The following is a 25,943-nucleotide window of genomic DNA, read 5'->3' on the forward strand; positions in this document are numbered from 1 at the left end:
TGTCATTTCTTCTGTGATCATGACGACAAAATGAAAACGTTTACACTCTGTTACATTGAAACTTTATATTTATTTTTCAAATACATATAAATAAAAATCAGACTTGAGACTCAATCTTTCCCACAGCATTGAGGCTAGTCGTTACTGGTCTGTTGTCAAAATGGCGCACTGGCTCGACAGTCGTCTCAATAGCTGGCTTAACGGAGAGTGCAGCCCCAACGGTAACGGCGCTCAAGCAGTTGATACTCGGGACGCACGCTCTGACTCCAGGAGTCATCCCCGCCCACCCCCATATGGGCGCCATCGAGGCAGACCCACAGCCCCTCTTCGGCCACCAGATCGCTCTGGTGACGAGCAGCGGCCAGCTGTTGCTGACTGAAGCGGCTGGCACTGAAATGGAAGCTGCCGCTCACCGTCGTGCTGCCCAGCTGCAACTGACGGGTATCGCAGCGCAAGCCGTTGTCACTCGGGAAGATGTAAGGGGTATGCATGGCCTCCAGCGGCAAACTCCAGCGCCCCAGATCGGCGCCCAGCAGGCGATCCGGATAGTTCTCGTGCGGGCCACGCCCCAGCCATTCTGCTCGCGCCGGTACCTCGGCCAGATGGAGCAACAGACCGATCCGCGGTAGCGAAGGCAGCACCTGCGCCAGCTCGGTCTCTATCTCCAGGCTCATGGCGCCATCGTCGGTAAAGCGGTGATGCCAGTGACTCACCAGCAGCAGCTCATCACGATGGAAGTAGCCATGACTGACCCGGGTATCCCCTCCGGCGACCGCAATCCCCAGACAGCGGTGCTGCCACTGACCGAGACCACAGCCCTGCCAGCGGGCAATCCAGGAGTTGGGGTCGGCGTGATCCGCTTCGCTGGTGCCGATGTCGTTGTCGAGCGGTGCGCGATAGAAGTGATCCATGATCGGCGCCAGCAGCTGCTCCTGCCCCGATTTTTGCCAACTGGTGATGCGGCCGCTCAGCTTATCGAGCCACCACTGGCTGTTTGCGGCAGTGATCCGCCAGCCATCCGGCTGCTCGCTCAGGGTAGCGGCAGCGACCGGCGCTGGCAGGGCAAGGGGAGTCGGCAGGGTGAACTGCTGACGGGCGACCTTGTGATCTGCCTGCGACCAGAGGGTGGCCTGGGGCTGAACGATGGCCAGATCGAGCCAGGCCAGTGAACCTGCCGCAAAGGTGGGCAACGCCTCGCTCAGGGTCAACTCGACCACCCCTTGCGGCACCAGCATGAGGGAAACCTCCCCTTGCTGCTGCACATGGCCGTTCTCGCACAGCTGCCAGCAAAGCCGCTCGTTGTCGGTTTCCCGAAACAGGTATTCACTCTCGATCCGCACCCGCAGCGGGGTGCGCTCAAGCAGAGTGAAGCGGAACGGTTGCTGGGCACGCTTCGCCTCGAACAGGGCTGGATGCGGAGTGCGATCCGGGAACAGCAAGCCGTTGCAGCAGAACTGGCGATCGTTTTTCACATCACCAAAATCGCCGCCATAGCCCCAGTAGTGGCGACCATCGGCGGTGTATTTGTCGAGCCCCTGATCGACCCAATCCCAGACAAACCCGCCTTGCAGGCGTGGATGATCGCGAAACGCCTGCCAGTAGTGGGCGTAGCCCCCCAGGCTGTTACCCATGGCGTGGGCGTACTCGCAGAGGATCAGCGGTCGGTGCTCGCCGGGCAGGCCGATCCACTTGGCAAGCGCCCACTTTGGCACCGCCGGGAAGGGTTGATCCTGATGGGTTCTGGCATACATGGGGCAGATAATGTCGGTCGCCGGGGTATCGGCCCCGCCCCCCTCATACTGCACCGGACGGCTCGGGTCGCTGCACTTGATCCAGCCATACATGGCATCGTGGGCCGGGCCGTAACCCGACTCGTTGCCCAGCGACCAGATGATGATCGAGGGGTGGTTGAAATCCCGTGCCACCATGCGGGTCGCTCGCTCCAGAAAGGCATTGCTCCAGGCGGGATCCCGCGCCAACCGCCCCATGGGGGTCATGCCGTGGGTCTCCAGATTCGCCTCGTCCACCACATAGAGGCCGAGCCGGTCGCACAGGCGATAGAAGTCGGGGTGGTTGGGATAGTGGGAACAGCGCACCGCATTGAAGTTGTGCCGCTTCATCAGCAGCAGATCCCGCTCCATGGTGGCGCGATCGATGGCATAACCCTTGGCGGGATGGTGTTCATGACGGTTGGCACCGCGAACAAGCAGCGGCTGACCGTTGACCCGCAGCAGGCCGCCACGGATCTCCACCACCCTAAAGCCCACATCGCACGCTTCGCTCTCGATGGCCTGGCCCTGCTCGTCCAGCAAGGTCAGGGTCAGACGATAGAGATGGGGCGTCTCGGCGCTCCACTTGCGCGGCGCAGCCACATCGAGCCACAGCTCGGCGCGATCGTCATACGCCCCTTTTTCATCAATGGCTTGGGTGCCGATCGGCTGGCGCAGGGTCGCGACCCGCTCGCCACCGTCATAGAGATTGGCCTCCACCGACAGACCGGCCCCATTGGCCACTTGCAGGGCAATCTTGAGACGGCCATCCCGATAGCAGGCATCCAGTTCAGGCGTCACCCGCATATCCATCAGATGGCGGGTCGGTTTGTGCAGCAAGGTGACGGAGCGGAAGATCCCCGACAGCCACCACATATCCTGATCTTCCAGATAGGAGCCGTCGGACCAGCGCAGCACCAGCACCGCCAGCCGGTTGCGACCGCTCTGCAGATATGGGGTCAGATCGAATTCGGCGGGCAGGCGGCTGTCCTGAGAGTAACCGACCCAGCGGCCGTTGCAGAAGAGGTGGAAGGCGCTACTCACCCCGTCGAAGATGATTCGGCTCTGACCGCTGGCCAGCCAGTCGGCGGACAGTTCGAACTCGCGTGAGTAGCAACCGGTGGGGTTCTCTGCTGGCACTCGCGGCGGATCGCAGGGAAAGGGGTACTTGATATTGGTGTAGATGGGGCCATCGGTGAGCGGCCGCGCAGCCGGATAGGCGGCATCCAGCTGCCAGTTGCCCGGCACTGTAATGGGGCAAGCATCCACCAGATCCTGCGCCAGCCAACTCTCGGGCACCCGCTCGGGAGCGGCAAAGAAGGAGAAGCGCCACTCGCCATCGAGCAAGAGACGGGAGGAAGAGGCCAGATCACCCCTGGCATCCGCTTCGCTGCGCCAGCTGAACATGGGGGTATGGGCAGCCAGACGGTTTACCGACGTAATGGCCTGAGTCTGCCAATCCTGACGCGCCACTATCTCCCTGAGCATTCACTCTCTCCCTGCTGATTGAAAAACGTATTCAGTCTAGAGAAGTATGACGCAGGGAACGGCGATCTCGCTCACACAGATGTAAACGATTACACTGATTTTGTTAAGTAAAGCGGAGTAAAAATGATTAAAAACAGGTAAAACAATAACTGTGCAAGAAACGGCCCCGAACAGGGCCTAAAAAGGGGGCTATCCGGCCCGAACCGGTGCCACCGAGTGGCGATTGATCAGGGTGGGGGTATAGATCCGGCTCTGGGTCGCGTCACTCTCCCCCGCCGCCAGCTGAATGGCCAGCTTGGCCGCCTGGGCCGCCATCAACTCGATGGGATAGCGCATGGTGGAGAGCTTGGGCCTCAGGTATCTGGCATAGATGATGTCATCGAAGCCCACCACCGAAACCTCCTCCGGCACTCGCAGGCCGTTGTCGGCCAGCACTGAGATGGCGCCCGCCGCCATGGCATCGTTATAGGCCACCACGGCGGTCACCTTGAGCCCCTTGGCCAGCAGGTTGAGCATGGCGCGCTCCCCCCCCTCCTCGTTCGGCGTGCCGCTCTCGATAAGCTCCGGATCGGCTGCCAGACCAGCCTCCATCAGTCCATCCTGATAACCCTGCAGGCGCAAGGTGGCATCCTCGATGGCATGATCCGAGCTGATAAAGGCGATATGGCGGTGACCCAGTTCGATCAGGTGGCGAGTCGCCGTGGCCGCACCAAGCCTGTTGTTTAGAGCGATGCATCGCCCCTTGAGGACCGGAATATCACGGTTGATCAGCACCATACCGGGCACCCGCATAGCGTAATCGTAAAGTTCCTCGTCGCTAAGCGCCTTGCTGTGCACCACCAGCGCCTCGCAGCGCTTGCCGATCAGCAGCTCGATCGCTTCACGCTCCTGACGCGCCTTGTGAAAACCGTTACCCATCAGCAGGTGAAGGTTCTGCTCGACGGCCACGCCGGAGACCCCCTTCACCAGTGCACCGAAGAAGGGATCGGCTACATCACCGACCACCACCCCCATGGTGTCGCAAGTCTGGTTCACCAGTGCCCGCGCGTTGGCGTTGGGGGTATAGCCCAGTTCGGCCATGGCCTTCTGCACCACTTCGCGAGACGCGGCGCTGGCCTTGGGGGAGTTGTTCATCACCCGTGAAACCGTTGCCACCGACACATTGGCCAAACGGGCGACGTCCTTGATGGTGCTCATACTGTTTTCACTTATTTCACTGTGCAATAGAGCGCCATTATACCCAGCAAACCCATTGAAAACAGAGGTGAAACGCATATCTGCCGTCAGGATGACCATAAAAACAGTGTAATCGTTTACACTGTTTTGCAAGCAAGCTCACAGTTTGGTCGCCACACCCTCGGCTAGACTGCTTCCAGACACTTTTCAGTGGAGAGCAAGATGAACGTTCTGGTCACCGGCGGTTGCGGATATATTGGCAGCCACACCTGTCTGGCCCTGCAATCGGCAGGTATGAATCCCGTGGTGGTCGACAACCTCTGCAACAGCAAGCGCAGCGTATTGACTCGAGTCGCGGCTATCAGCGGCCAGCAACCCGTGTTCTATCAAGGAGATATTCGCGATGCCGCCCTGCTGGACCGGATCTTCGCCGAACAGCAGATCGACGCAGTGATCCACTTTGCCGCCCTCAAGGCGGTCGGTGAGTCGACTCGCATTCCACTGGATTACTACGAGAACAACCTCGGCGGCACCCTCACCCTGCTGCAGGCGATGAAGCGGGCCAATGTGCACAATCTGGTGTTCAGCTCCTCGGCCACCGTCTATGGCGATCCCGCCAACCTGCCGATCCGCGAGGATTTCCCTCGCAGCGCCACCAACCCTTACGGGCGATCCAAGCTGATCATCGAGGAGATCCTCGAAGATCTGCAGCTGGCCGAGCCCCACTGGAGCATGACCCTACTGCGCTACTTCAATCCGGTCGGCGCCCACGAATCGGGCACCATGGGTGAAGACCCGCAAGGGATCCCCAACAATCTGATGCCCTATATCACCCAGGTCGCCATTGGCCGTCGCGACTGCCTGTCTGTCTTTGGAAACGATTACCCCACCCCGGATGGCACTGGTGTGCGCGACTACATCCACGTGATGGATCTCGCCGAGGGGCACGTCAAGGCGCTGCAACACTGCGCCGGCAAGGGTGGCGTGCACACCTACAACCTGGGCACCGGCGAGGGCCAGAGCGTGTTGCAGCTGGTCGCCGCTTTCTCCGCCGCCTGTGGCAAGCCGTTGCCATTTCGCATCGAGCCGCGTCGCCCCGGCGATATCGCCGCCTGCTGGGCCGATCCGGCCAAGGCCGAGCGCGAGCTGGGCTGGCGGGCGACCCGCAACATCGACGCCATGTGTGCCGATAGCTGGCGCTGGCAATCCGCCAATCCGAACGGTTACGAGGAGTAGGCCTGCCTGCTCCCTGTTAATAGACGCCCCTATTTTTCAATACCTTATTCAGGAGAGATGATGTTCAACCCCGTCGATCATCCCCATCGCCGCTTCAACCCGCTGACCGGCCAGTATGTGCTGGTCTCCCCCCATCGGGCCAAACGCCCCTGGCAGGGACAGGTGGAGAAGGTGAGTCAGGCCCCCAAACAGGCCCACGATCCCGACTGCTTCCTCTGCGCGGGCAACACCCGGGTCACTGGCGACATCAACCCCGACTATCAGGGCACCTTCGTTTTTACCAACGACTTCGCCGCTCTGATGCAGGATACCCCGGCCGCCGATAGCGCCAGCGATCCCCTGCTGAAACTGGAAGCCGCCCGCGGCACAAGCCGGGTCATCTGCTTCTCGCCAGATCACGGCAAGACCCTGCCCGAGCTGCCGCTGCCCGCCATCGAAGGGGTGATCACCACCTGGATGGATCAGGTCGCCGAGCTGTCGGCCCAGTGGGAGTGGGTGCAGGTATTTGAAAACAAAGGCGCCGTCATGGGCTGCTCCAACCCGCACCCCCACGGCCAGATCTGGGGCAGCGATTTCCTGCCCAACGAGATCGCCCGCGAAGAGCAGCACCAGCGTGACTGGCTGGCCGAGCATGGCCGTCCCATGCTGCTGGAGTATGTGGAGCGGGAGCTGGCGGATCGCTCGCGCATCGTGGTGGAGACCGAGCACTGGCTCGCCGTGGTCCCCTTCTGGGCCGCCTGGCCGTTCGAAACCCTGCTGCTGCCCAAGGCGCACGTCCCCTCCATGCTCAACCTGACCAAGGCCCAGCAACAGGATCTGGCGGTGGCGCTCAAGGAGCTCACCAGCCGCTACGACAACCTGTTCGAGTGCAGCTTTCCCTACTCCATGGGCTGGCACTTTGCACCGCCCAAGTCGGATTGCCCCGAGGTGTGGCAACTACATGCCCACTTCTATCCGCCCCTGCTGCGCTCCGCCACCGTGCGCAAATTCATGGTCGGCTTCGAGATGCTGGCCGAAACCCAGCGCGACCTTACTCCGGAGCAGGCCGCCGAGCGGCTGCGCGCTCTGAGCCCCATTCACTACAACCAGACCAATCAAACCAATGAGGAGGCCCTATGACCCCCAGCCAACGCGTCAGCACCGTTTTTGCCGAGCAATTTGCCAAAGCGCCCGATCTGCTGGTGCGCGCCCCCGGCCGCGTCAACCTCATCGGTGAACATACCGACTACAACGACGGCTTCGTGCTGCCCTGCGCCATCGACTACGAGACCTGCGTTGCCATCGGCCTGCGCGATGACCGACAAGTGCAGGTGATCGCCGCCGACTACGACAACCAGCGCGACCAGTTCGACCTCGACCAGCCCATCGAGCACCACCCCAGCCAACGCTGGAGCGACTACATCCGCGGCGTGGTGAAGTATCTGCAGGAGCGTGGCTATGCCCTGCACGGCCTCGATCTGGTGGTCTCCGGCAACGTGCCGCAGGGGGCGGGGCTCTCCTCCTCCGCCTCGCTGGAAGTGGCCATTGGTCAGGCCTTCAAAGAGGCGCTGGGGCTCGGCATCACTCAGGCCGAGATCGCCCTCAATGGCCAGCAGGCGGAGAACCAGTTCGTCGGCTGCAACTGCGGCATCATGGATCAGATGATCTCCGCCAGCGGCAAAACCGACCACGCCCTGCTGCTCGACTGCCGCTCGCTGGAGACCCGCCTCATCCCCATGCCCACCGATCTGGCGGTGCTGATCGTCAACTCCAATGTGCGCCGCGGTCTGGTGGATAGCGAATACAACACCCGCCGCCAGCAGTGCGAAGCGGCCGCCCGTCACTACGGAGTCAAGGCGCTGCGCGACCTTGATCTGGCCGGACTGGAAGCGCGCAAGGCCGGGCTGGATGATGCTTGCTATCGTCGTGCCCGCCACATCGTTGGGGAAAATGCCCGCACTCTGGCGGCCGCCGATGCGCTGGCGAGCCACGATCTGACCCGTCTCGGCGAGCTGATGGCCCAGTCGCACGCCGCCATGCGCGATGACTTCGAGATCACAGTGCCCGCCATCGACGGTCTGGTGGAGATCATCAAGGCCAGGATCGGCACAGATGGTGGCGTGCGGATGACCGGTGGCGGCTTCGGCGGCTGCGTGGTCGCCCTGCTGCGCCCGGAGAAAGTGGCCGAGGTGATTGCCGCCGTCGAGGCGGAGTATCCGGCCCTCTCGGGCCTCAAGGCCGACTGCTACGTCTGCTCTGCCAGCGCCGGTGCAGGCAAGCTATGAGCAGCGCCATGACCCCGTTCGAGCTGGAAAATGAAGAGGGGCTGCGGCTACGCGGCCTCGACTTCGGCGCAACCCTCACCTCCCTCACCCTGCCGGTAGCGGGCAAACGGCGCGAAGTGCTGCTGGGCTGTGCCGACGACGCCTATCCCACCCAACAGGTGTGGCTGGGTGCGGTGGCCGGGCGTTTTGCCAACCGCATCGGCGGTGCTGAGCTGGTGCGTGATGGACAGCACTGGCCGCTGAATGCCAATCAGGCACCCAACTGTCTGCACGGCGGGCAGGCGGGCTTTCATCGCCAGCAGTGGCAAATCAGGGAGCTGGAGGCGGATCGGGTCAAGCTGGCATTGCTCTCCCGAGCGGGAGATCAGGGCTTTCCCGGCAATCTGCGGGTCACCCTGGAGTACCGGCTGGAGCAGAGCGATCTGGTGGTCGATTTTGTGGCCAGCACAGATGCAGCGACCCCGGTCAGCCTTACCAGCCACGCCTACTTCAATCTCGATGGGCAAACCGATGGCGGCGATGTCCGTGACCACCTCATCAGCATCAATGCCGATCACTTCCTGCCGACCGACCTGAGCAGCCTGCCGATCGCCATCACTCCGGTGGAGGGGCCGTTCGATCTGCGCCGCGAGCGCCTGATTGGCCAGGATTGGCTGAACCATCCCCAGCAGCAACAGGCCAAGGGGTACGATCACGCCTTTGTGCTCAACGGCCCGACATCAGAATGGGCCGCTCGGATAGTCTCTGGCGACAAGCAGCTGGCGATGGAGGTCTATACCAACCAGCCCTCGCTGCAGTTCTATACCGGCAACTGGCTGGCCAATACCCCGAACCGTAGCGGCCAGTCGCACCGGGATCACGACGGCTTCTGTCTTGAGGCGCAACAGCTACCGGACAGCCCCAATCGCCCCGAGCTGGGCAACCCCTGGCTGCTGCCGGGCGGGCGTTATCACCACCAGACCCGCTACCGTTTTATCCGCGACTGACTTAAAGGTTTCATGATTTTTACATAGCCTCAGCAGTCACTATCGAGCAAGATAAGCCGCCCCGAGACCCTCCCGGGGCGTTTTACATCAACGAAGTTAAGGATTGTTTGTTCGATGACTGACACTTATAGCCTGCTGGTCGCCTTTATTCTGGGCGTCGTCGAGGGGCTGACCGAGTTCCTCCCCGTCTCCTCCACCGGCCACATGATTATCGTCGGCCATCTGCTGGGCTTTGAAGGGCCCAAGGCCGCCACCTTCGAAGTGGTGATCCAGCTTGGCTCCATCCTCGCCGTGGTCGCCGTCTTCTGGCGTCGCCTGTTTGGCCTGATTGGCATCCACTTTGGCCAGAAGCCGTCCCGGGATCACGCCACCCTGTCGCTGATCCATGTCATCCTCGGCATGATGCCCGCCATCGTGGTCGGTCTGGCCATCCACAGCTGGATCAAGGCCAACCTGTTTGGTCCGCAGACCGTAATGTACGCGCTGGTCGCGGGGGGCATCCTGCTGATCATCGCCGAGAAGTTCCGCCCGGCCGTCACAGCCGAAACCCTGGATGACATCAGCTACAAGCAGGCGTTCGGCATCGGTCTGTTCCAGTGTCTGGCCCTGTGGCCCGGCTTCTCCCGCTCCGGCGCCACCATCAGTGGTGGCATGCTGATGGGGATCAGCCGTCACGCTGCCGCCGAGTTCTCCTTCATCATGGCAGTGCCCATGATGGTGGCCGCCAGCGGGCTGGATCTCTACAAGAGCCGCGATTTCCTCTCGATGGCCGACTTCCCGATGTTTGCAGTGGGCTTTATCACCGCCTTCGTGGTAGCGATGTTTGCGATCAAGACCTTCCTGACATTGATCCGCCGCATCGACTTCATCCCGTTCGCCATCTACCGCTTTATCGTGGCATTCGCCGTCTATCTGGTGTTTGTCGCCTGACCGGCAACCAGCAATCAAATGAAAAAAGGGACCAATCTGGTCCCTTTTTCTATGGCGTCATAGTGCTCAGTAGAGATGCTGGCTGATGCCATTCAGCAGCCGCGACAACCCCTTGGTGAACTGCACCGGCGCATCCTGCACCGTGTAGCAGAGGCAACCGTCCGGCGTATGCGGGCTGTGGGAGTGGCTGGCATCGCGCCAGATGAAATCTCCCGCCTTGTAAAGGGTATCGCCATCCTGAATATTGCCAGCCAGCAGCAGGGTCAGCTCATAACCCTGATGGGTGTGCTCGGGGATGCGACCGCCCGCTTCGATATGGAGCAGGCTGGCGCGCGCGCCCATCTCGTCCAGCGGCAGACTCTGCTGACGAATGACCCCGATATGGCGCCACTTGGGCGAGCGGTAGCGGGCCAGCACCCGTGGCAAACGGTAGGCGTGACCGGCCACCTCCAGCTCGCCGTGCTGCGTTCGGGGCTGGTCATGTGTTGGCTCGGAGAGGGGCTCTGCCAGCGGCTGCGCCAGAATATCCGCCAGCATGGCGTCGAATCCGGCGTCCAGTCCCACTTCATCGCGGGAGGCCAGCTCGGGCTCCGCTGGCGAGGCAAGATATTGTTGCGCCAGCTCCTCGAATGTCTTTAGTCGGGCAGCACAATCGGGGCAGAGTTCGCAGTGGGCGGAGAGCCCTACCGCCAGCGGCAGAGGGAGCTCATCGGCGGCAAAAGCACGCAGCATAGGGTCGGTCGGATGGGCTTTAATCATGGCCTTGCTCCACTTGCTCTTTCAGTTTCTGTAACGCCAACCGGAGGCGGGACTTGATGGTACCGAGCGGCACGCCGAGTCGCTCCGCCAACTCCTGCTGGGAGAACTCCTGCAGATAGATGCCACGCACCACCTGCTGTTGCGGCTCCGGCAGGGTGCCCAGATAGTGGGCCATCTGACGGGTCAGCACCGCATCCTCACCGCCGCTCAGGTGCTCCTCTTCGGCCTGAAACTCCAGCACCGGCCACAGCTCCTCGGCACATAGATCCTCCTTGCTGGCGCGACGACGGCGCAGCATGTCGAAGCACTGGTTGCGCATCACGGTGTAGATCCAGGTGGTCGGCGCCCCCTTCTCGGGGTGGTAGAGGCGCGCCTTCTGCCACACCAGCAGCATGGTCTCCTGCACCAGCTCCATGGCGTTGGCTTCGCTGCCGAGGTGGCGCAGGCCGTAGCTGCGAATACGCGGCGCAAAGTGTTGGAACAGGCGGGCAAAAGCAGCCTTGTCGGCCTGCTCTGCCACCCTGATCAGCAGAGATTTGAGATCGCCATCCGGGTTATCCATCACGGGCGAGGTCCTGCGTATGGTCGAGTGTGGTTGGCCAGTATATGCCATTGCGCCATCCCTTTGGTGTGCTGTCGAACATGCTGTGGTGATGACTTGTACGGCGCTGCGGCAGTGGCGGATCAGCGGGTCAGGAAAAAATCAGTGGCTGGCCACCAGCACTCCCTTGAGCAGGGCGATGGCGGGCTGATTGTCGGCGGCGGCTAGCAGCAGCTGCTTCTGCTCGGGGGGGATCGGCAGCACCTCCAGCCAGCGCTGGGCCACCCAGTTGCCATCGTCCCAGCGGGGGGCGGGATAGAGGGCGGCGTAGTCGGGATAGTCGGCAAACACCTCCCGCAGCGCATCGACCAGCGGCTGCTGATCAGGATGGAGCCGGCGGGGCGGCCAGGCCGTCAGCGGCGTCACCTCGCCGATACGCAGGCCATCGGGCTCCTGCCACAGATCCTCTATCTGCACCCGCTCCATCCCCTGCACCGTGATCCCCAGCATGCCGTCCGGCAGCCGGTCGAAATCGATGATGGTGACCCGGGTGGCGATGGGCAGCATGTTGCGCAGGGCGTCGGGCTGGCGAGGGTCCACCATGCAGAGGGCAAAGCCGGACTCCCCCGCCTCGGCGATCATCCGCTGGTATCTCGGTTCGAAGATCCGCAGCGGCATGACGCCGCCGGGCAGCAGGTGGGCAGATAGGGGAAACAGCGCCAGTCGCATCGCAAACTCCTCGGTTGGGAACCTCTGTTGATACGCCGGGCCAGAGGGAGGAGATCATTCCCGTCAGCGGAAAGGAAAAACCCTTAACAATCAGGGGAAAATAGCCTGGACAAGCCGCTTCGATATGCAGTAGAAATGGATAAGCACCGTAATTTCCGCCCAATATTCTGGAATATGGCGCCAAACGCAGTGAAATATCCGCCCGACAGCGAGCGGCGGGTCATCCCTATAGTTTTCTCGAGCCGATGCGGGTAAAATTCACGCCCTTATATATCAGTCATTTTTCGACGCGCAACCTTGGTGGTCAGTTATGAAAGAGCATATTCATCATCTACTTGAACAAACGGTAGCCAATCTCAAGTCAGCAGGCGTCCTGCCGGCGGACCTGGAAGCCCGCGTGCAAGTAGACCGATGCAAGGAAAAAGCTCACGGCGACCTGGCTACCAACCTGGCCATGCTGCTGGCCAAACCGGCCCGCAAAAATCCCCGTGAGCTGGCGGCTGCCATCATCGAGCACCTGCCTGCCTCCGACCTGATCGCCAAGGTCGAGATCGCCGGTCCCGGCTTCATCAACTTCTTCTTCGACCAGCGCTGGCTGGCCGGTCAGGTCGAGGCCATGGTGACCTCTGCCAACGCCAACGTACGGTTGCCCGCGCCACAAACCGTGGTGGTGGACTACTCCGCCCCCAACGTGGCCAAAGAGATGGCGGTGCACCACATCCGCTCCACCGTACTCGGTGACGTGGCCGCGCGCGCACTGGAATTCCTCGGCCACAAAGTGATCCGCGCCAACCACATCGGTGACTGGGGTACCCAGTTCGGCATGCTGATCGCCTATCTGGAGAAAATGTCCAACGAGCACGCCAGCGACATGGCGCTCAAGGATCTGGAAGCCTTCTACACCCAGGCCAAGCGTTGCTACGACGAAGACGAAGCCTTCGCCGAGCGCGCCCGTAACTACGTGGTCAAGCTGCAGGGCGGCGACGAGTACTGCCGTACCATGTGGAAGAAGCTGGTCGACATGACCATGGAACAGAACCAGATCAACTACGACCGCCTGAATGTCTCCCTGACCAACAAGGACATCATGGGCGAGTCCATGTACAACGACATGCTGCCGGAGATCGTCGCCGACCTGAAAGCCAAGGGGCTGGCGGTCGAGAGCGAAGGCGCCACCGTTGTCTTCCTGGACGAGTTCAAGAACAAGGATGGCGAGGCCATGGGCGTCATCATCCAGAAGAGCGATGGCGGTTTCCTCTACACCACCACCGACATCGCCTGTGCCAAATACCGTTATGAAACCCTGGGCGCCGACCGTGTCATGTACTTCATCGACTCCCGTCAGCACCAGCACCTGATGCAGGCCTGGACCATCACCCGCAAGGCGGGCTATGTGCCGGAATCCGTGCCGCTCGAGCACCACGCCTTCGGCATGATGCTGGGCAAGGATGGTCGTCCCTACAAGACCCGCTCCGGTGGTACCGTCAAGCTGGTTGACCTGCTGAACGAAGCGGAAGAGCGCGCTGCCGCCCTGCTGGAGAGCCGCAACAGCGACCTCTCTGCCGAAGAGAAGGCCAACGTGGTCAACGCCATCGCCATGGGCGCGGTCAAGTATGCGGATCTCTCCAAGAACCGTACTACCGACTACATCTTCGACTGGGATCTGATGCTCTCCTTTGAAGGCAACACTGCCCCTTACCTGCAGTACGCCTACACCCGTATCCAGTCCATCTTCCGCAAGGCCAACATCGATGCCGAAACGCTGACCGGCAACGTGACCCTGAACGAAGAGGCCGAAGAGGTGCTGGCCCAGAAGCTGATCCAGTTCTCCGACGCGGTTAACGGCGTGGCCGAAAAAGGCATGCCGCACCTGCTCTGTACCTACCTGTACGAGTTGTCCGGCAACTTCATGACCTTCTATGAAGCCTGCCCGATCAACAAGGATGGCGTGGACGAAGCGACCCGTCAGAGCCGTCTGCTGCTGTGCGCCGCCACCGCCAAGGTGCTGAAGCTGGGCCTCGGCGTACTGGGCATCCATACCCTGGAGCGCATGTAATAGATGGCAACCCGGGATTATGTCGGCAGCCGCCCGCGACGTCGGGCGGGTGGCCGCAATACCAAGAAAGCGGCCCCTCGCCGCTTTCCTGTTATTCCAGTGCTGCTGGTCGTGGCACTGCTGGCAGGCTTTGGTGGCTTCCTTTACATGATCAATGGCAAGGGCAACGACGCCCCCACCATTGAGGAGCAGGTAAAGGCCAACAAGCCAAAAGCGCAGAATAACGGGCTGCCTCAGGAGAAGTGGAGCTACATCGAACGGCTTGAGAACAAGCAGGTCGATATCATAGAGCCGCCGACCCAGCCGGGTGTGCTGCCGCCACCACCGGCAGATACCATGACCCTGCAACCGGAAAAACTGCCACAGCCGGTGCCGACCGACATTCCCCAACCGGGAACGCCCATCGGCCAGCCCAAGCCCTATCAGCCCAATCCGGCGACCACCCCTTCCACCTCCGGAGCACCGGTTGCCAGCGCGCAAGAGCAGGTGATCGACCGCAAGGCTGAACGGGAACGGATGGAGCGGGAGATCCGTGCCGAGCTGGAACGGGAACGCGCCGAAGCGGCCAAGGCCAAAGCGGCCACTCCGCCAGCCCAGACCGCAGCCGCCGACAGCGGTCGCTATATGATGCAGTGCGCCGCCCTGCGCTCGCAGGATTCCGCAGAGTCGCTCAAGGCTCGTATCGCCTTCACCGCCGGGCTCTCATCCAGCCTGCAGGTGATCAATGGCGCCAACGGCACCGTCTACAAGGTGATGGTGGGCCCCTTCAACGGCAAGGCGGCCGCCGACGCGGCCAACAGCAAGCTGCAGAGCTCCGGCATCAGCGGCTGCATTCCCAAGAAAGGGTAATCTGCTTACCGATGACGCAGGGCTGGGTGGCAACACCCGGCCCTGTTCTTTTGGTGTCACTCGCACCCACGCTGTTTGCTACCCCGTTTATCCCGACCAAAGGCAGGGTTGAAAAGCCCGTTTGCCATCCCCATCTTTCTTGCCATGCACAGTCAGGCCGTCATTCGGCTCAAGCGAGGTAAGTAAAGTGACTACCATAGTTTCAGTTCGCCGCAACGGTCAGGTCGTCATCGGTGGCGATGGCCAGGTCTCTCTTGGCAACACCGTCATGAAGGGCAACGCCCGCAAGGTTCATCGTCTCTATAACGGCAAGGTGCTGGCCGGTTTCGCTGGCGGTACCGCCGACGCCTTCACCCTGCTCGAGCGTTTCGAAGCAAAACTGCAGGCCCATCAGGGTAATCTGGAGCGCGCCGCCGTGGCGCTGGCCAAAGATTGGCGCACCGATCGCGCCCTGCGCCGCCTCGAAGCGCTGCTGGCCGTGGCCGACGAACACAAATCCTTCATCATCACCGGCAACGGTGACGTGGTGCAGCCGGAGCACGATCTCATCGCCATCGGCAGCGGCGGCAACTTCGCCCAGTCCGCCGCCATCGCGCTGCTGGAAAACACCGAGCTGGATGCCAGGACCATTGTCGAGAAGTCCCTCAAGATTGCGGGCGACATCTGCGTCTTCACCAACGGCAACCACACCATTGAAGTGCTGGACTATTCGGCGAAATAAGGCCGCCAGCCAAACCCAATTTCCCAAGGGGTGGGCACTGCCCGCCCCGGATACAGGAACACCATCATGTCCGAGATGACCCCGAGAGAAATCGTCCACGAGCTGGACAGACACATCATTGGTCAGGCCGATGCCAAGCGCGCCGTTGCCGTTGCCCTGCGCAACCGCTGGCGCCGGATGCAGCTCAACGAAGAGATGCGCCATGAAGTGACCCCGAAAAACATCCTGATGATCGGCCCGACCGGTGTCGGCAAGACCGAGATCGCCCGTCGTCTGGCCAAGCTGGCCAACGCCCCCTTCATCAAGGTGGAAGCGACCAAGTTCACCGAAGTGGGCTATGTCGGCAAGGAAGTGGACAGCATCATCCGCGATCTGACCGATGCCGCCATCAAGCTGGTGCGCGAAACCGAGATGGAGAAGATGAAATACCGCGCCGAGGAGGCTGCCGAAGAGCGCATTCTCGACGCCCTGCTGCCCAACCCGCGCAACACCTGGGGTGAGGAAGAGAAAGCCGACAACTCCAACACCCGCCAGATCTTCCGCAAGAAACTGCGGGAAGGTCAGCTGGATGACAAGGAGATCGAGCTGGAACTCTCCGCCTCCCCGATGGGTGTCGAAATCATGACCCCGCCGGGCATGGAAGAGATGGCCAACCAGCTGCAGGGACTGTTCCAGAATCTGGGCCAGAACCAGAAGAAGAAGCGCAAGATCAAGGTCAAAGAGGCCATGAAGGCGCTGATCGAAGAGGAAGCGGCTCGTCTGGTCAATCCGGAAGAGCTGAAGCAGAAAGCGATCGCAGCGGTCGAGAACAACGGCATCGTCTTCCTCGACGAGATCGACAAGATCTGCAAGCGCGGCGAGAGCTCCGGCCCCGATGTCTCCCGTGAAGGGGTACAGCGCGACCTGCTGCCGCTGGTTGAAGGTTGCACCGTCAACACCAAGCACGGCATGGTCAAGACCGACCACATCCTGTTTGTCGCCTCCGGCGCCTTCCAGATCGCCAAGCCGTCCGACCTCATCCCCGAGCTGCAGGGCCGTCTGCCGATCCGGGTCGAGCTGACCGCGCTGACCACAGATGACTTCGAGCGCATCCTGACCGAACCGAACGCCTCCCTGACCGATCAGTACAAGGCGCTGATGGCCACCGAAGGGGTCAACATCGAGTTCACCAAGGATGGCATCCGCCGTCTGGCCGAAGCGGCGTGGCAGGTTAACGAGCGTACCGAGAACATCGGTGCCCGCCGTCTTCACACCGTGATGGAGCGCCTGATGGAAGATATCTCCTACGACGCCTCCGAGAAGTCTGGCGAGACCTTTGTCATCGACACCGACTACGTCAACGCCCACCTCGGTGCGCTTGTCGAGGATGAAGATCTGAGCCGCTTTATTCTGTAAGCGCGCGATTGATCTGAAAACGCCTCCCCTGTGGAGGCGTTTTTATTTCTCCACCGCCCATTTCATTCCGTCTCCGTCGCCCGGACTCTGGCCCTTATCTGCGGCAATCCATTCAATCCCAAGGCGCTTTCATACCTCCCCTTACGAAAGCCCGCCGTTTTTCATCCCTGCTGAAATTTGCTCAAAAAAAGATCTATCAACTTCTGTGCGATTGATTTATACATACGTATAAATCAGATCGAAAGCTGCGCAACAGGAACCAGAGAGATGAATCCAACCCGGCAGAAACTGCTCGATACCGGCCTCGCCATCGCCACCGAGAAGGGTCTGCGCGGCCTGACGGTGCGCGAGCTGGCGGCGGCGGCCGAGGTGAACCTTGGCTCTTTCGTCTACCACTTCGGCAACCGCGACGCCTTTATCGACGAGCTGGTGGAGCTCTGGTACGCCCCCCTCTATGACGAGCTCAAATCGGTGGCAGCCAAAGGTTCCTACCCCTCTGCCATCGCCATGTTCGAGGCCACCATGGAGGCGCTGATCGGGCTGGTGGCGCGCCAGCGCGGCTTTATCAACCACCTGTTTGGCGATGCGCTGGCAGGCGAAGGGGCGGCCCAGCGTTTTCTGCTCAGCCTGCCGCGCCGCCATCCCCTGCTGTTGATCGAACAGGTACGGATGGCACAGGCGGAAGGGTCGCTGGTCGCGGGTCACCCACTCCAGCTGATGATCTTCATCATGGGGTCGGTCGGCCTGCCGCTGGTGATCGCTGGCAGCGGTCGTCAGCTCGGCTGGCTGCCCGAGAAGGCCGCCCCCTTTCTGAGCCAGATAGACAACCCCGAGGCCGCCAGACAGCGGCTGGTATGGGCACTGCGCGGCCTGCGCCCCAGTGATATGAAAGAAGGAGACGCGGCATGAAGCAACGCATTGCAATCCTGGCCCTGCTGCTAACCGTTATCGGTGGCTACCTCTGGTGGCAGGGGCGCCCCGCCGACGGCTCCGTCCTCTACGGCAACGTCGACATTCGCGACGTCAATCTGGCCTTTCGGGTCGGCGGCCGCGTCGATCAGGCGCTGGTCGATGAGGGGGATAGGGTAAAAGCCGGTCAACTGCTGGCCCGCCTCGATCCGGCTCCCCTCACCCACAGCCGCGACAGCGCCCGCGCCAATCTGGCCGCGCTCACTGCCGCCAACGCCTTGATCCACAAAGGCTATCGCAGCGAAGAGACCGACCGCGCCCGGGCCGCACTGGCCGCCGCCGAAGCCGCTGCACTGGAGGCCGACCAGCAGTGGCGCCGCCAGAGCGCATTGGCAGCCACCGGCGCCATCTCCCGCGGTCAGCTCGATACCGCCCGCTCCCAGCGGGATCAGACCCGGGCGCAGGTGCGCTCCGCCCGCGAACAGCTCGCCCAGCTCGAAACCGGCTATCGTCCGGAAGAGATAGCCCAGTCCGATGCCCAACTGGAAGGTGCCAAAGCGGCGCTCGCCAGTGCCGAGCTGGCGCTGGCGGATGCCAGCCTGACCGCTCCCAGCGACGGCATCATCATCAGCCGCGCCATCGAAAACGGCAGCATGGTGCAGAGCGGAGCGACCGCCTTCAACCTCTCCCTGACCGCGCCGGTCTGGGTGCGCGCCTATGTGGAGGAGCCCTGGCTCGGCCACTTCCCGAGCGGCGCCAAGGTGACCCTCACCACCGACTCGCGGCCGGACAAGCCCTATCACGGGGTGGTGGGCTTTGTCTCGCCGACCGCCGAGTTCACCCCGAAATCGGTGGAGACGCCGGACCTGCGCACTCACCTCGTCTACCGGCTGCGCATCGTGGTGCAGGACCCCGACCCGGCCCTACGCCAGGGGATGCCGGTCACCGTCAGGCTGGCGCCATGAGCTGCGCAATCTCCCTCGATGGGCTCACCAAACGCTTTGGCGAGCGGGTCGCCCTCAACGCCATCTCGGCCACCATTCCGGCTGGCGGCATCACCGGGCTGGTCGGCCCCGACGGCGCCGGCAAGAGCACTTTGCTACGCCTGCTGGCCGGTCTGCTGATCCCCGAAGCGGGCACCATCCGGGTGCTGGGGCTGGATCCGGTGAGCGAGGGGGATCTGCTGCGTCAGCGCCTCGGCTACATGCCCCAGCAGTTCGGCCTCTACGAAGATCTCAGCGTGCTGGAGAACCTCACCCTCTACGCTGACTTGCGCGGCGTACTGGAGCCCGAACGCACGCCCACCTTCGCGCGGCTGCTCGCCTTCACCGATCTTGCCCGCTTCACCGCGCGGCCAGCCGGCAAGCTCTCTGGCGGGATGAAGCAGAAACTCGGGCTGGCCTGCGCCCTGCTCGGCACCCCGGATGTGCTGCTGCTGGACGAACCGGGGGTCGGGGTCGATCCCATCTCTCGCCGCGCCCTCTGGCAGATGGTGCGCGAACTGGCCAAGGGGGGAATGACGGTGCTCTGGAGTACCGCCTATCTCGATGAGGCGGAGCTGTGCGACCACGTGCTGCTGATGGCGGATGGCGAGGTGCGCACCAGCGGCACGCCGGCCGATCTGATGGGGGCCATGGCCAGCCGCTGCTGGCTGCTGGAGGCGGGGCAACTGGATGGCCGCGAGCGGCGCGCCCTGCTGCGCCGGGCACTGGCTCACCCGGCGGTGATGGATGGCGCGGTGGCGGGGGAGCGGGTGCGCTTGCTGCTGCACCCGGGCATGACGCCCCCACCGCTGGCAGAGCTGCATCTCGCCAACGGCGCCTTTCAACCGGCCCAGCCCCGGCTGGAGGATGCCTTTATCGACCTGCTCGGCGGCGGCCCCGACGGTGAGTCGAGTCTGGCAGCCGGGATGCGCGAAGCGGAACTGCCGCAGGGGGTCTCCCCCGAGGCGGTGATCGAGGCGCGCCACCTCACCAAGCGCTTCGGCGATTTTGCCGCCACCGATGACGTCAGCTTTGCGGTGCGCCGCGGCGAGATCTTCGGCCTGCTCGGCCCCAACGGGGCGGGCAAGTCCACCACCTTCAAGATGGAGTGCGGCCTGCTGCGCCCGAGCGAGGGGCAGGCACTGGTGACCGGCATCGATCTGGCCCACAGCCCCTCGGCGGCGCGCCAGCACCTCGGCTACATGGCGCAGAAGTTCTCCCTCTACAAGCAGCTCACCGTGGCCCAGAACCTCTCCTTCTTCGCCGGTATCTACGGCCTGTTCGGCCGCCACCAGCAGACGCGGATCGATGCCATGGTGACTGCCTTTGCCCTCGCCCCCTGGCTCGATCAGAAGGCGGAATCCCTGCCGCTCGGCCTGCGCCAGCGCTTGTCGCTCGCCTGCGCCCTGCTGCACGAGCCGCCGCTGCTGTTTCTCGACGAGCCCACCTCCGGGGTCGATCCGGTAACCCGGCGCGAGTTCTGGTCGCACATCAACGCGCTGGCCGACCACGGCGTCACAGTGCTGGTCACCACCCACTTTATGGATGAGGCGGAGTATTGCGACCGCATTGCCCTCATCTATCGCGGCAAGCTGCTGGCCCTCGGCACTCCAGACGATCTCAAGGGGCTGGCCGCCAAAGAGGCGGCGACCTCTTTGCCAACCGGCTCCTTGCCGACCTGTTCTTTGCCAACAATGGAAGAGGCCTTTATCACCCTAGTCGAGCGGGCCAGCGAGGAGGACGCATGAGTATCAACCGTCGGCGACTGCTGGCCCTGTGTCGCAAGGAGATGCTGCAAATCGTCCGTGACCCGAGCAGCATCCTCATCGCCTTCATCATGCCGGTGGTGCTGCTGGTGGTGATGGGTTACGCCATCAATCTGGATGTGGACCATCTGCGCCTCGGCATCTGGCGCACCGACAGCGGCGCCCCGGCGGTGCGGCTGGAGCAGGCCCTGCGCGGCTCTACCGCACTGGAGATCCACAGCGGCCCGAGCAAGGAGTCCCTGCTCGCCAGTCTGGCCCGTGGCGAGATCCGCGGCCTGCTGGTGATCGATGACGGCTTCTCCCGCGCGCTGGCCGGTCAGGGCAATGGCACGCCGCAAGCGCTGCTGCTGACCGACGGCTCCGAGCCCAACACCGCCAACTTCGTCACCAACTATGTGCAGGGGATCTGGCAGGGGTGGCTCGCTGGCGAGGGGGTCGCCATGCCGGTGTCGATAGAGAGCCGCGCCTGGTTCAACCCGGCGCTGGTGAGCCGCAACTGTCTGGTGCCGGGCTCCATTGCGGTGGTGATGACCATCATAGGCGCCCTGCTCACCTCGCTGGTGGTGGCGCGGGAGTGGGAGCGCGGCACCATGGAGGCGCTGCTCGCCACCCCGGTCACCAAGGGGGAGCTGCTGCTCTCCAAGCTGCAGCCCTACTACGGCCTCGGCATCATCGCCATGCTGCTCTGCCTGCTCTTCTCGGTGGCTGTAATGGGCGTGCCATGGCGCGGCTCCCTGCTGCTGCTCTTTCTGGTCACCAGCGTCTTTCTCGGCAGCGCCCTCGGACTCGGGCTGTTTCTCTCCACCGTGATGCGCAGCCAGTTCAACGCCGCGCAGGCAGCCCTGATCGCAGCCTTTCTGCCCGCCGTGATGCTGTCGGGCTTCGTGTTCGAGATCGCCAGCATGCCGCCGCTGCTGCGGGCCATCACCCACCTCATTCCGGCCCGCTATTTCGCCAGTTCGCTGCAGACCCTCTATCAGGCGGGCAGCGTCTTCTCGGTCCTGCTGGTCAACGGTTTCTGTCTGCTGCTGCTGGCGGGTTTCTGGCTAGCCCTGACCGCCCGCAAGACGCGGCGCACTCTGGAGTAACCCATGCTGATCCGACTCTGGTGGCTGATCCGAAAAGAGCTGCAGGCCCTGATGGGCAATACCCAGGGGCGCTTTCTGCTCATCATGCCGGTGCTGCTGCAAACCGCCCTCTTCCCGTTCGCCGCCACTCTGGAGGTGACCGGCAACACGCTGGCCATCTACAACCAGGATGGCGGCGCCCAGAGCCGCGAGCTGCTGGAGCGCCTCACCCATATGCCCGCCTTCACCAGCATCATTCCGGTGCAAGGCGAGGCAGGCATGACCGAGGTCATCACCGGACAGCAGGCGCTGCTAGGGCTGATTATTCCGGGCGATTTCTCGCGCCGGCTGGCGCGGGGCGAACCGGCCAGGGTGCAGCTGATTATCGATGGACGCCGCTCCAACAGTGGTCAGGTGGCGGCGGGCTACATCAGTCAGGTGATTGCCCGCTGGCAAAGTGAGGGCAAGGGGCAACCCGAGCTGGCGGTGCGCAACCTCTACAACCCCAACGTCGAGTTCCACTGGCATATACTGCCGGCGCTGGTGGCCATCATCACCACCACCGGCTGCCTGATTGTCACCGCCCTCTCGGTCGCGCGGGAGCGGGAAGAGGGCACCTTCGATCAGCTGCTGGTCTCCCCCCTCACCGCAGGCTGGATCATGGCGGGCAAGGCGGTGCCCGGCATCATGGTGGCGGTGGGACAAGGATGCATAGTCGCGCTGGCCGCCCGTTTTGTCTTTCACCTCCCCTTTGCCGGCAGCCTCAGCCTGCTGATGGCGGGCATGGTCTGCTACGGGCTGGCACTGGCCGGGATCGGGCTCTTCATCTCGTCGTTCTGCTCGACACAGCAGCAGGCCTTTCTCGGAGTCTTCTCCTTCACCGTCCCGGCAGTGATCCTCTCGGGCTACATCTCGCCGGTGGAGAACATGCCGCAGGTGTTCCAGTGGCTGGCGGCCATCGATCCCCTCACCCACTTCATCGTGCTGCTCAAGGGGGTCTTCCTCAAAGGGTTTGACTGGTCGGCCGCCTGGCCCCTGCTCTGGCCGCTGCTCGCCATCTCCGGGGTCACCCTGTCGCTGGCGCTCACCATGTTCCGCCGCCATATCGCCTGACGCGCCGCCTTGCTCGGCTGATGCCGGTCTCGCCCAGTGCGAGATCGGCTTTTTCCGACAGCAGTTTTCACTCCCCGGCTTTTGCTAAAGCACTCTGCTGCTCTCCACCATCCCTCACTCCAAGCCAGCGCAGAAATCATCAACTGGTATACCTATTTTTGTATATCTTTGAATTTTATCGAATTACCCCTGACGAGATATATAAATAGACACTTGATTTGCATCAATTGCCCGCCCCGACTGACTGGGTAGCCTAACCCCAGAATGATGTTTTATTACTCCAAACTAGAGGCAATCATGAGCAAACTCAGACTGGTCGTTGTGGGCAACGGCATGGTGGGGCACCGCTTCATCGAAGAGTTGATCGAGCGGGCCGAGCCGGGCCGCTACGAGATCACCGTCTTCGGTGCAGAACCCCGTCCCGCCTACGATCGCGTCCATCTCTCCTCCTACTTCTCCCATCACACCAGCGAAGATCTCTCCCTCGTCAAACCCGGTTTCTACGACAAGCACGGCATCCGCCTGCTGCTCGGCGAAGCAGTGAAAAAAATCGACAGGGCCAACCGCGAAGTGCACTCCAACAAGGGCACTGTGGTCGGATACGACAAGCTGGTGCTGGCCACCGGCTCCTACCCCTGGGTGCCGCCCATTGCGGGCAGTCAGCACCACGAGTGCTTCGTCTATCGCACCATCGAGGATCTGAAAGCCATTCGCAGCGCCGCCAAGAGTGGCAAGAGCGGGGTGGTGATCGGGGGCGGCCTGCTTGGCCTCGAAGCGGCCGGTGCCCTCAAGGCGCTGGGTCTCGAGACCCACGTTGTGGAGTTTGCTCCTGTGCTGATGGCCGAGCAGCTCGACGGTCAGGGCGGCCAGCTGCTGCGCCGCAAGATTGAATCCATGGGGGTGCAGGTACACACCAGCAAGAGCACCAGCGAGATCCTGATGCACGGCGGAGAACAGGCGAAACACCGCCTCGCCTTCACCGACGGCAGCCAGCTGGAAGTGGACGTGGTGGTCTTCTCCACCGGCATTCGCCCGCAAGATACCCTGGGCCGTTACGGTGATCTCGCTATCGCCGAGCGCAGCGGCATCGTCATCGACGATCACTGCCTCACCTCCGATCCCGACATCTATGCCATCGGCGAGTGCGCCGCCTGGCAGGGCCGCTTCTTCGGGCTGGTGGCGCCGGGCTACAAGATGGCCCAAATCACCGTCGACCACCTGCTCGGCGGCGACAGCCGTTTCGAGGGGGCAGACATGAGCGCCAAGCTCAAGCTGCTCGGCGTCTCCGTCGGCTCCATCGGTGATGCCCACGGCCGCACCCCGGGCAGCCACAGCTATGTGTTCCAGGACGACCAGGCCGGCGTCTACAAGAAAATCGTGGTGAACGAAGACAACAGCCGATTGCTCGGCGCCGTGCTGGTGGGTGACGTGGAAGATTACGGCAACCTGCTGCAGATGATGCTCAATGCGCTGCCGCTGCCGAGCCACCCGGATACCCTGATCCTGCCCGCCTACGCCGGTGCCAAGCCGACGCTGGGGGTGGATGCCCTGCCGGAAAGCGCCCAGATCTGCTCCTGCTTCGACGTCTCCAAGGGCGACATCGCCCAGGCCGTCGCCGAGGGTCACACCACGCTGGCCGCCATCAAGCAGCACACCAAGGCCGGTACCGGCTGCGGCGGCTGCGTGCCGCTCATCAGTCAGGTGCTCAACGCCGAGCTGGTGAAGCAGGGTATCGAGGTCAACAACCACCTCTGCGCCCACTTCCCCCACTCCCGACAGGAGCTGTTCCATCTGGTCAAGGTGGAGGGGATCAAGAGCTTCGACGAGCTGCTGGCCAAGCACGGTCAGGGCTATGGCTGCGAGGTGTGCAAACCGACCGTCGGCTCCATTCTCGCCTCCTGCTGGAACGAGCATGTGCTGAGCCCGCGCAACATCCCGCTGCAGGACACCAACGACATCTTCCTCGGCAACATGCAGAAGGACGGCAGCTACTCCGTCATCCCGCGCATGGCCGGTGGCGAAGTGACTCCGGAAGGGCTGCTGGCGGTGGCCGAAGTGGCCCGCGACTACAAGCTCTACACCAAGATCACCGGCGCCCAGCGCATCGGTCTGTTCGGGGCCCAGAAGGATGATCTGCCCGCCATCTGGCGCAAGCTGCTGGCCGCCGGATTCGAGACCGGTCAGGCCTACGCCAAGGCGCTGCGCATGGCCAAGACCTGCGTCGGCAGCACCTGGTGCCGCTTCGGCGTGCAGGACAGCGTCGGCCTCGGGGTCTTCCTCGAGAACCGCTACAAGGGCATTCGCACCCCCCACAAGATGAAGTTCGGCGTCTCCGGCTGTACCCGCGAATGTGCGGAAGCCCAAGGTAAGGATGTCGGCATCATCGCCACCGATGCGGGTTGGAACCTCTATGTGGGCGGCAACGGCGGCATGAAGCCGCGCCACGCCGATCTGCTGGCTTCTGACCTCGACCGCGAGACCCTCATCAAGCTGATCGACCGCTTTATGATGTTTTACGTCACCAGCGCCGACAAACTGCAGCGCACCTCGGTCTGGCTCGGCAATCTGGAAGGGGGCGTCGACTACCTGCGCGAGGTGATCGTCGACGACAAGCTGGGGCTGGCCGAGACGCTCGAGCGCGATATCCAGACCCTTATCGACAGCTACGAGTGCGAATGGTCGCGCACCCTCAATGAAGAGGAGGCGCTCAAGCGCTTCAGCCACTTCATCAACAGCGACAAGCGCGACCCGGACGTTCAGTTCGTCGCCGAGCGCGACCAGCACAGACCGGCGACCCCGGCCGAGCGCATCCCCGTCTACCAGATCGAGGTGGAGACCAAATGATGAAACTTGCCTGCCAACTCAACGACATCCTGCCGGGAACCGGTGTCTGCGCTCTGATCGAGGGGCGCCAGATCGCCCTGTTTCGCCCGAACGCGGCGGCCGAGGTGTTCGCCATCGACAACCGGGATCCCTTCTTCGCCGCCAACGTGCTGTCGCGGGGCCTGATTTGCGAACACGACGGCGAGCTCTGGGTCGCCAGCCCGCTCAAGAAGCAGCGCTTTCGCCTGAGCGATGGCCACTGTTTCGACAACCCGGCCATGTCGGTGCAGAGCTACCCCGTTGAAGTGCGCGACCAGCAGGTCTGGGTCGCCGTCTAAGCCGATTTCACTCTCTTTCGGGCTGCCTGTGGGCAGCCCTTTCAA

The 25,943-nt window shown here is 62.8% G+C and carries 21 protein-coding genes; 16 read left to right on the forward strand and 5 right to left on the reverse strand.

Annotated features, from left to right (window positions below):
* Positions 1-197: 197 nt before the first annotated feature.
* A complete protein-coding gene (locus ACTG2B_RS22090) occupies positions 198-3,257 on the reverse strand; it encodes a beta-galactosidase (protein WP_439996848.1) in 3,060 nt (1,019 codons plus the stop codon).
* 189 nt (positions 3,258-3,446) lie between these two features.
* The gene (locus tag ACTG2B_RS22095; RefSeq protein WP_439996849.1) at positions 3,447-4,454 is read right to left on the reverse strand and encodes a substrate-binding domain-containing protein; all 1,008 of its coding nucleotides are present in this window, start codon (positions 4,452-4,454) and stop codon (positions 3,447-3,449) included.
* 201 nt (positions 4,455-4,655) lie between these two features.
* Between ACTG2B_RS22095 and galE the strand changes: the two genes are divergently transcribed.
* The 5 genes from galE (at position 4,656) to bacA (ending at position 9,849) form a co-directional block, all read left to right on the forward strand.
* Positions 4,656-5,669 carry a UDP-glucose 4-epimerase GalE gene (gene galE / locus ACTG2B_RS22100; protein WP_319919280.1) on the forward strand — a complete coding sequence of 338 codons (1,014 nt, stop codon included), beginning with the start codon at positions 4,656-4,658 and terminating at the stop codon, positions 5,667-5,669.
* 60 nt (positions 5,670-5,729) lie between these two features.
* A complete protein-coding gene (locus tag ACTG2B_RS22105; protein ID WP_439996850.1) occupies positions 5,730-6,788 on the forward strand; it encodes a UDP-glucose--hexose-1-phosphate uridylyltransferase in 1,059 nt (352 codons plus the stop codon).
* The gene (galK, locus tag ACTG2B_RS22110; protein WP_439996851.1) at positions 6,785-7,933 is read left to right on the forward strand and encodes a galactokinase; all 1,149 of its coding nucleotides are present in this window, start codon (positions 6,785-6,787) and stop codon (positions 7,931-7,933) included. The genes ACTG2B_RS22105 and galK overlap by 4 nt, the downstream gene beginning before the upstream one ends.
* Positions 7,930-8,919 carry a galactose-1-epimerase gene (gene galM / locus ACTG2B_RS22115; protein WP_439996852.1) on the forward strand — a complete coding sequence of 330 codons (990 nt, stop codon included), beginning with the start codon at positions 7,930-7,932 and terminating at the stop codon, positions 8,917-8,919. The genes galK and galM overlap by 4 nt, the downstream gene beginning before the upstream one ends.
* Before the next feature lie 114 nt (positions 8,920-9,033).
* Positions 9,034-9,849, forward strand: coding sequence for an undecaprenyl-diphosphate phosphatase (gene bacA, locus ACTG2B_RS22120; protein ID WP_021230740.1), 816 nt, complete (start codon positions 9,034-9,036; stop codon positions 9,847-9,849).
* Positions 9,850-9,915: 66 nt separating this feature from the next.
* Here the strand turns inward: bacA and ACTG2B_RS22125 are convergent, their stop codons facing one another.
* The 3 genes from ACTG2B_RS22125 to ACTG2B_RS22135 all read right to left on the reverse strand — a co-directional run bounded on the left by ACTG2B_RS22125 (position 9,916) and on the right by ACTG2B_RS22135 (position 11,878).
* Positions 9,916-10,608 (reverse strand): ChrR family anti-sigma-E factor, encoded by a 693-nt coding sequence (locus tag ACTG2B_RS22125; RefSeq protein WP_439996853.1) that lies wholly within the window; start codon positions 10,606-10,608, stop codon positions 9,916-9,918.
* A complete protein-coding gene (locus tag ACTG2B_RS22130; RefSeq protein WP_005355542.1) occupies positions 10,601-11,170 on the reverse strand; it encodes a sigma-70 family RNA polymerase sigma factor in 570 nt (189 codons plus the stop codon). Before ACTG2B_RS22130 ends, ACTG2B_RS22125 begins: the two co-directional genes overlap by 8 nt.
* Before the next feature lie 141 nt (positions 11,171-11,311).
* Positions 11,312-11,878: an LON peptidase substrate-binding domain-containing protein gene (locus ACTG2B_RS22135; protein ID WP_139494644.1), complete on the reverse strand. Its 567-nt coding sequence runs from the start codon at positions 11,876-11,878 to the stop codon at positions 11,312-11,314.
* 310 nt (positions 11,879-12,188) lie between these two features.
* On the opposite strand from ACTG2B_RS22135, the gene argS reads away from it, so the two are divergent.
* From argS to nirD, 11 genes are all read left to right on the forward strand, one after another.
* Entirely contained in the window at positions 12,189-13,934 is a 1,746-nt protein-coding gene (argS, locus tag ACTG2B_RS22140; protein WP_064339135.1) for an arginine--tRNA ligase, read from the forward strand.
* A 3-nt stretch (positions 13,935-13,937) separates the two neighbouring features.
* On the forward strand, positions 13,938-14,783 hold the full coding sequence (locus ACTG2B_RS22145; RefSeq protein ID WP_005340771.1) for an SPOR domain-containing protein: 846 nt from the start codon (positions 13,938-13,940) through the stop codon (positions 14,781-14,783).
* Between the two features lie 187 nt (positions 14,784-14,970).
* Complete coding sequence (hslV, locus tag ACTG2B_RS22150; RefSeq protein WP_005340772.1) at positions 14,971-15,504, forward strand: ATP-dependent protease subunit HslV; 534 nt, start codon at positions 14,971-14,973, stop codon at positions 15,502-15,504.
* 66 nt (positions 15,505-15,570) lie between these two features.
* Positions 15,571-16,899 (forward strand): HslU--HslV peptidase ATPase subunit, encoded by a 1,329-nt coding sequence (gene hslU / locus ACTG2B_RS22155; RefSeq protein ID WP_005340773.1) that lies wholly within the window; start codon positions 15,571-15,573, stop codon positions 16,897-16,899.
* Positions 16,900-17,166: 267 nt separating this feature from the next.
* Positions 17,167-17,808, forward strand: a complete 642-nt coding sequence (locus ACTG2B_RS22160) for a TetR/AcrR family transcriptional regulator (RefSeq protein WP_279464116.1) — start codon at positions 17,167-17,169, stop codon at positions 17,806-17,808.
* The gene (hlyD, locus tag ACTG2B_RS22165; protein WP_439996854.1) at positions 17,805-18,773 is read left to right on the forward strand and encodes a secretion protein HlyD; all 969 of its coding nucleotides are present in this window, start codon (positions 17,805-17,807) and stop codon (positions 18,771-18,773) included. The genes ACTG2B_RS22160 and hlyD overlap by 4 nt, the downstream gene beginning before the upstream one ends.
* A complete protein-coding gene (locus tag ACTG2B_RS22170) occupies positions 18,770-20,539 on the forward strand; it encodes an ATP-binding cassette domain-containing protein (protein ID WP_439996855.1) in 1,770 nt (589 codons plus the stop codon). The genes hlyD and ACTG2B_RS22170 overlap by 4 nt, the downstream gene beginning before the upstream one ends.
* Positions 20,536-21,645, forward strand: coding sequence for an ABC transporter permease (locus ACTG2B_RS22175; RefSeq protein WP_439996856.1), 1,110 nt, complete (start codon positions 20,536-20,538; stop codon positions 21,643-21,645). Before ACTG2B_RS22170 ends, ACTG2B_RS22175 begins: the two co-directional genes overlap by 4 nt.
* Positions 21,646-21,648: 3 nt before the next feature.
* On the forward strand, positions 21,649-22,737 hold the full coding sequence (locus tag ACTG2B_RS22180; RefSeq protein ID WP_439996857.1) for an ABC transporter permease: 1,089 nt from the start codon (positions 21,649-21,651) through the stop codon (positions 22,735-22,737).
* Positions 22,738-23,034: 297 nt separating this feature from the next.
* Positions 23,035-25,581: a nitrite reductase large subunit NirB gene (gene nirB, locus ACTG2B_RS22185; protein ID WP_439996858.1), complete on the forward strand. Its 2,547-nt coding sequence runs from the start codon at positions 23,035-23,037 to the stop codon at positions 25,579-25,581.
* On the forward strand, positions 25,581-25,898 hold the full coding sequence (gene nirD / locus ACTG2B_RS22190) for a nitrite reductase small subunit NirD (protein ID WP_042079916.1): 318 nt from the start codon (positions 25,581-25,583) through the stop codon (positions 25,896-25,898). Before nirB ends, nirD begins: the two co-directional genes overlap by 1 nt.
* Positions 25,899-25,943: the final 45 nt, after the last annotated feature.

This window comes from Aeromonas sp. 30P (assembly GCF_051919805.1).
Taxonomy (GTDB): domain Bacteria; phylum Pseudomonadota; class Gammaproteobacteria; order Enterobacterales; family Aeromonadaceae; genus Aeromonas; species Aeromonas veronii.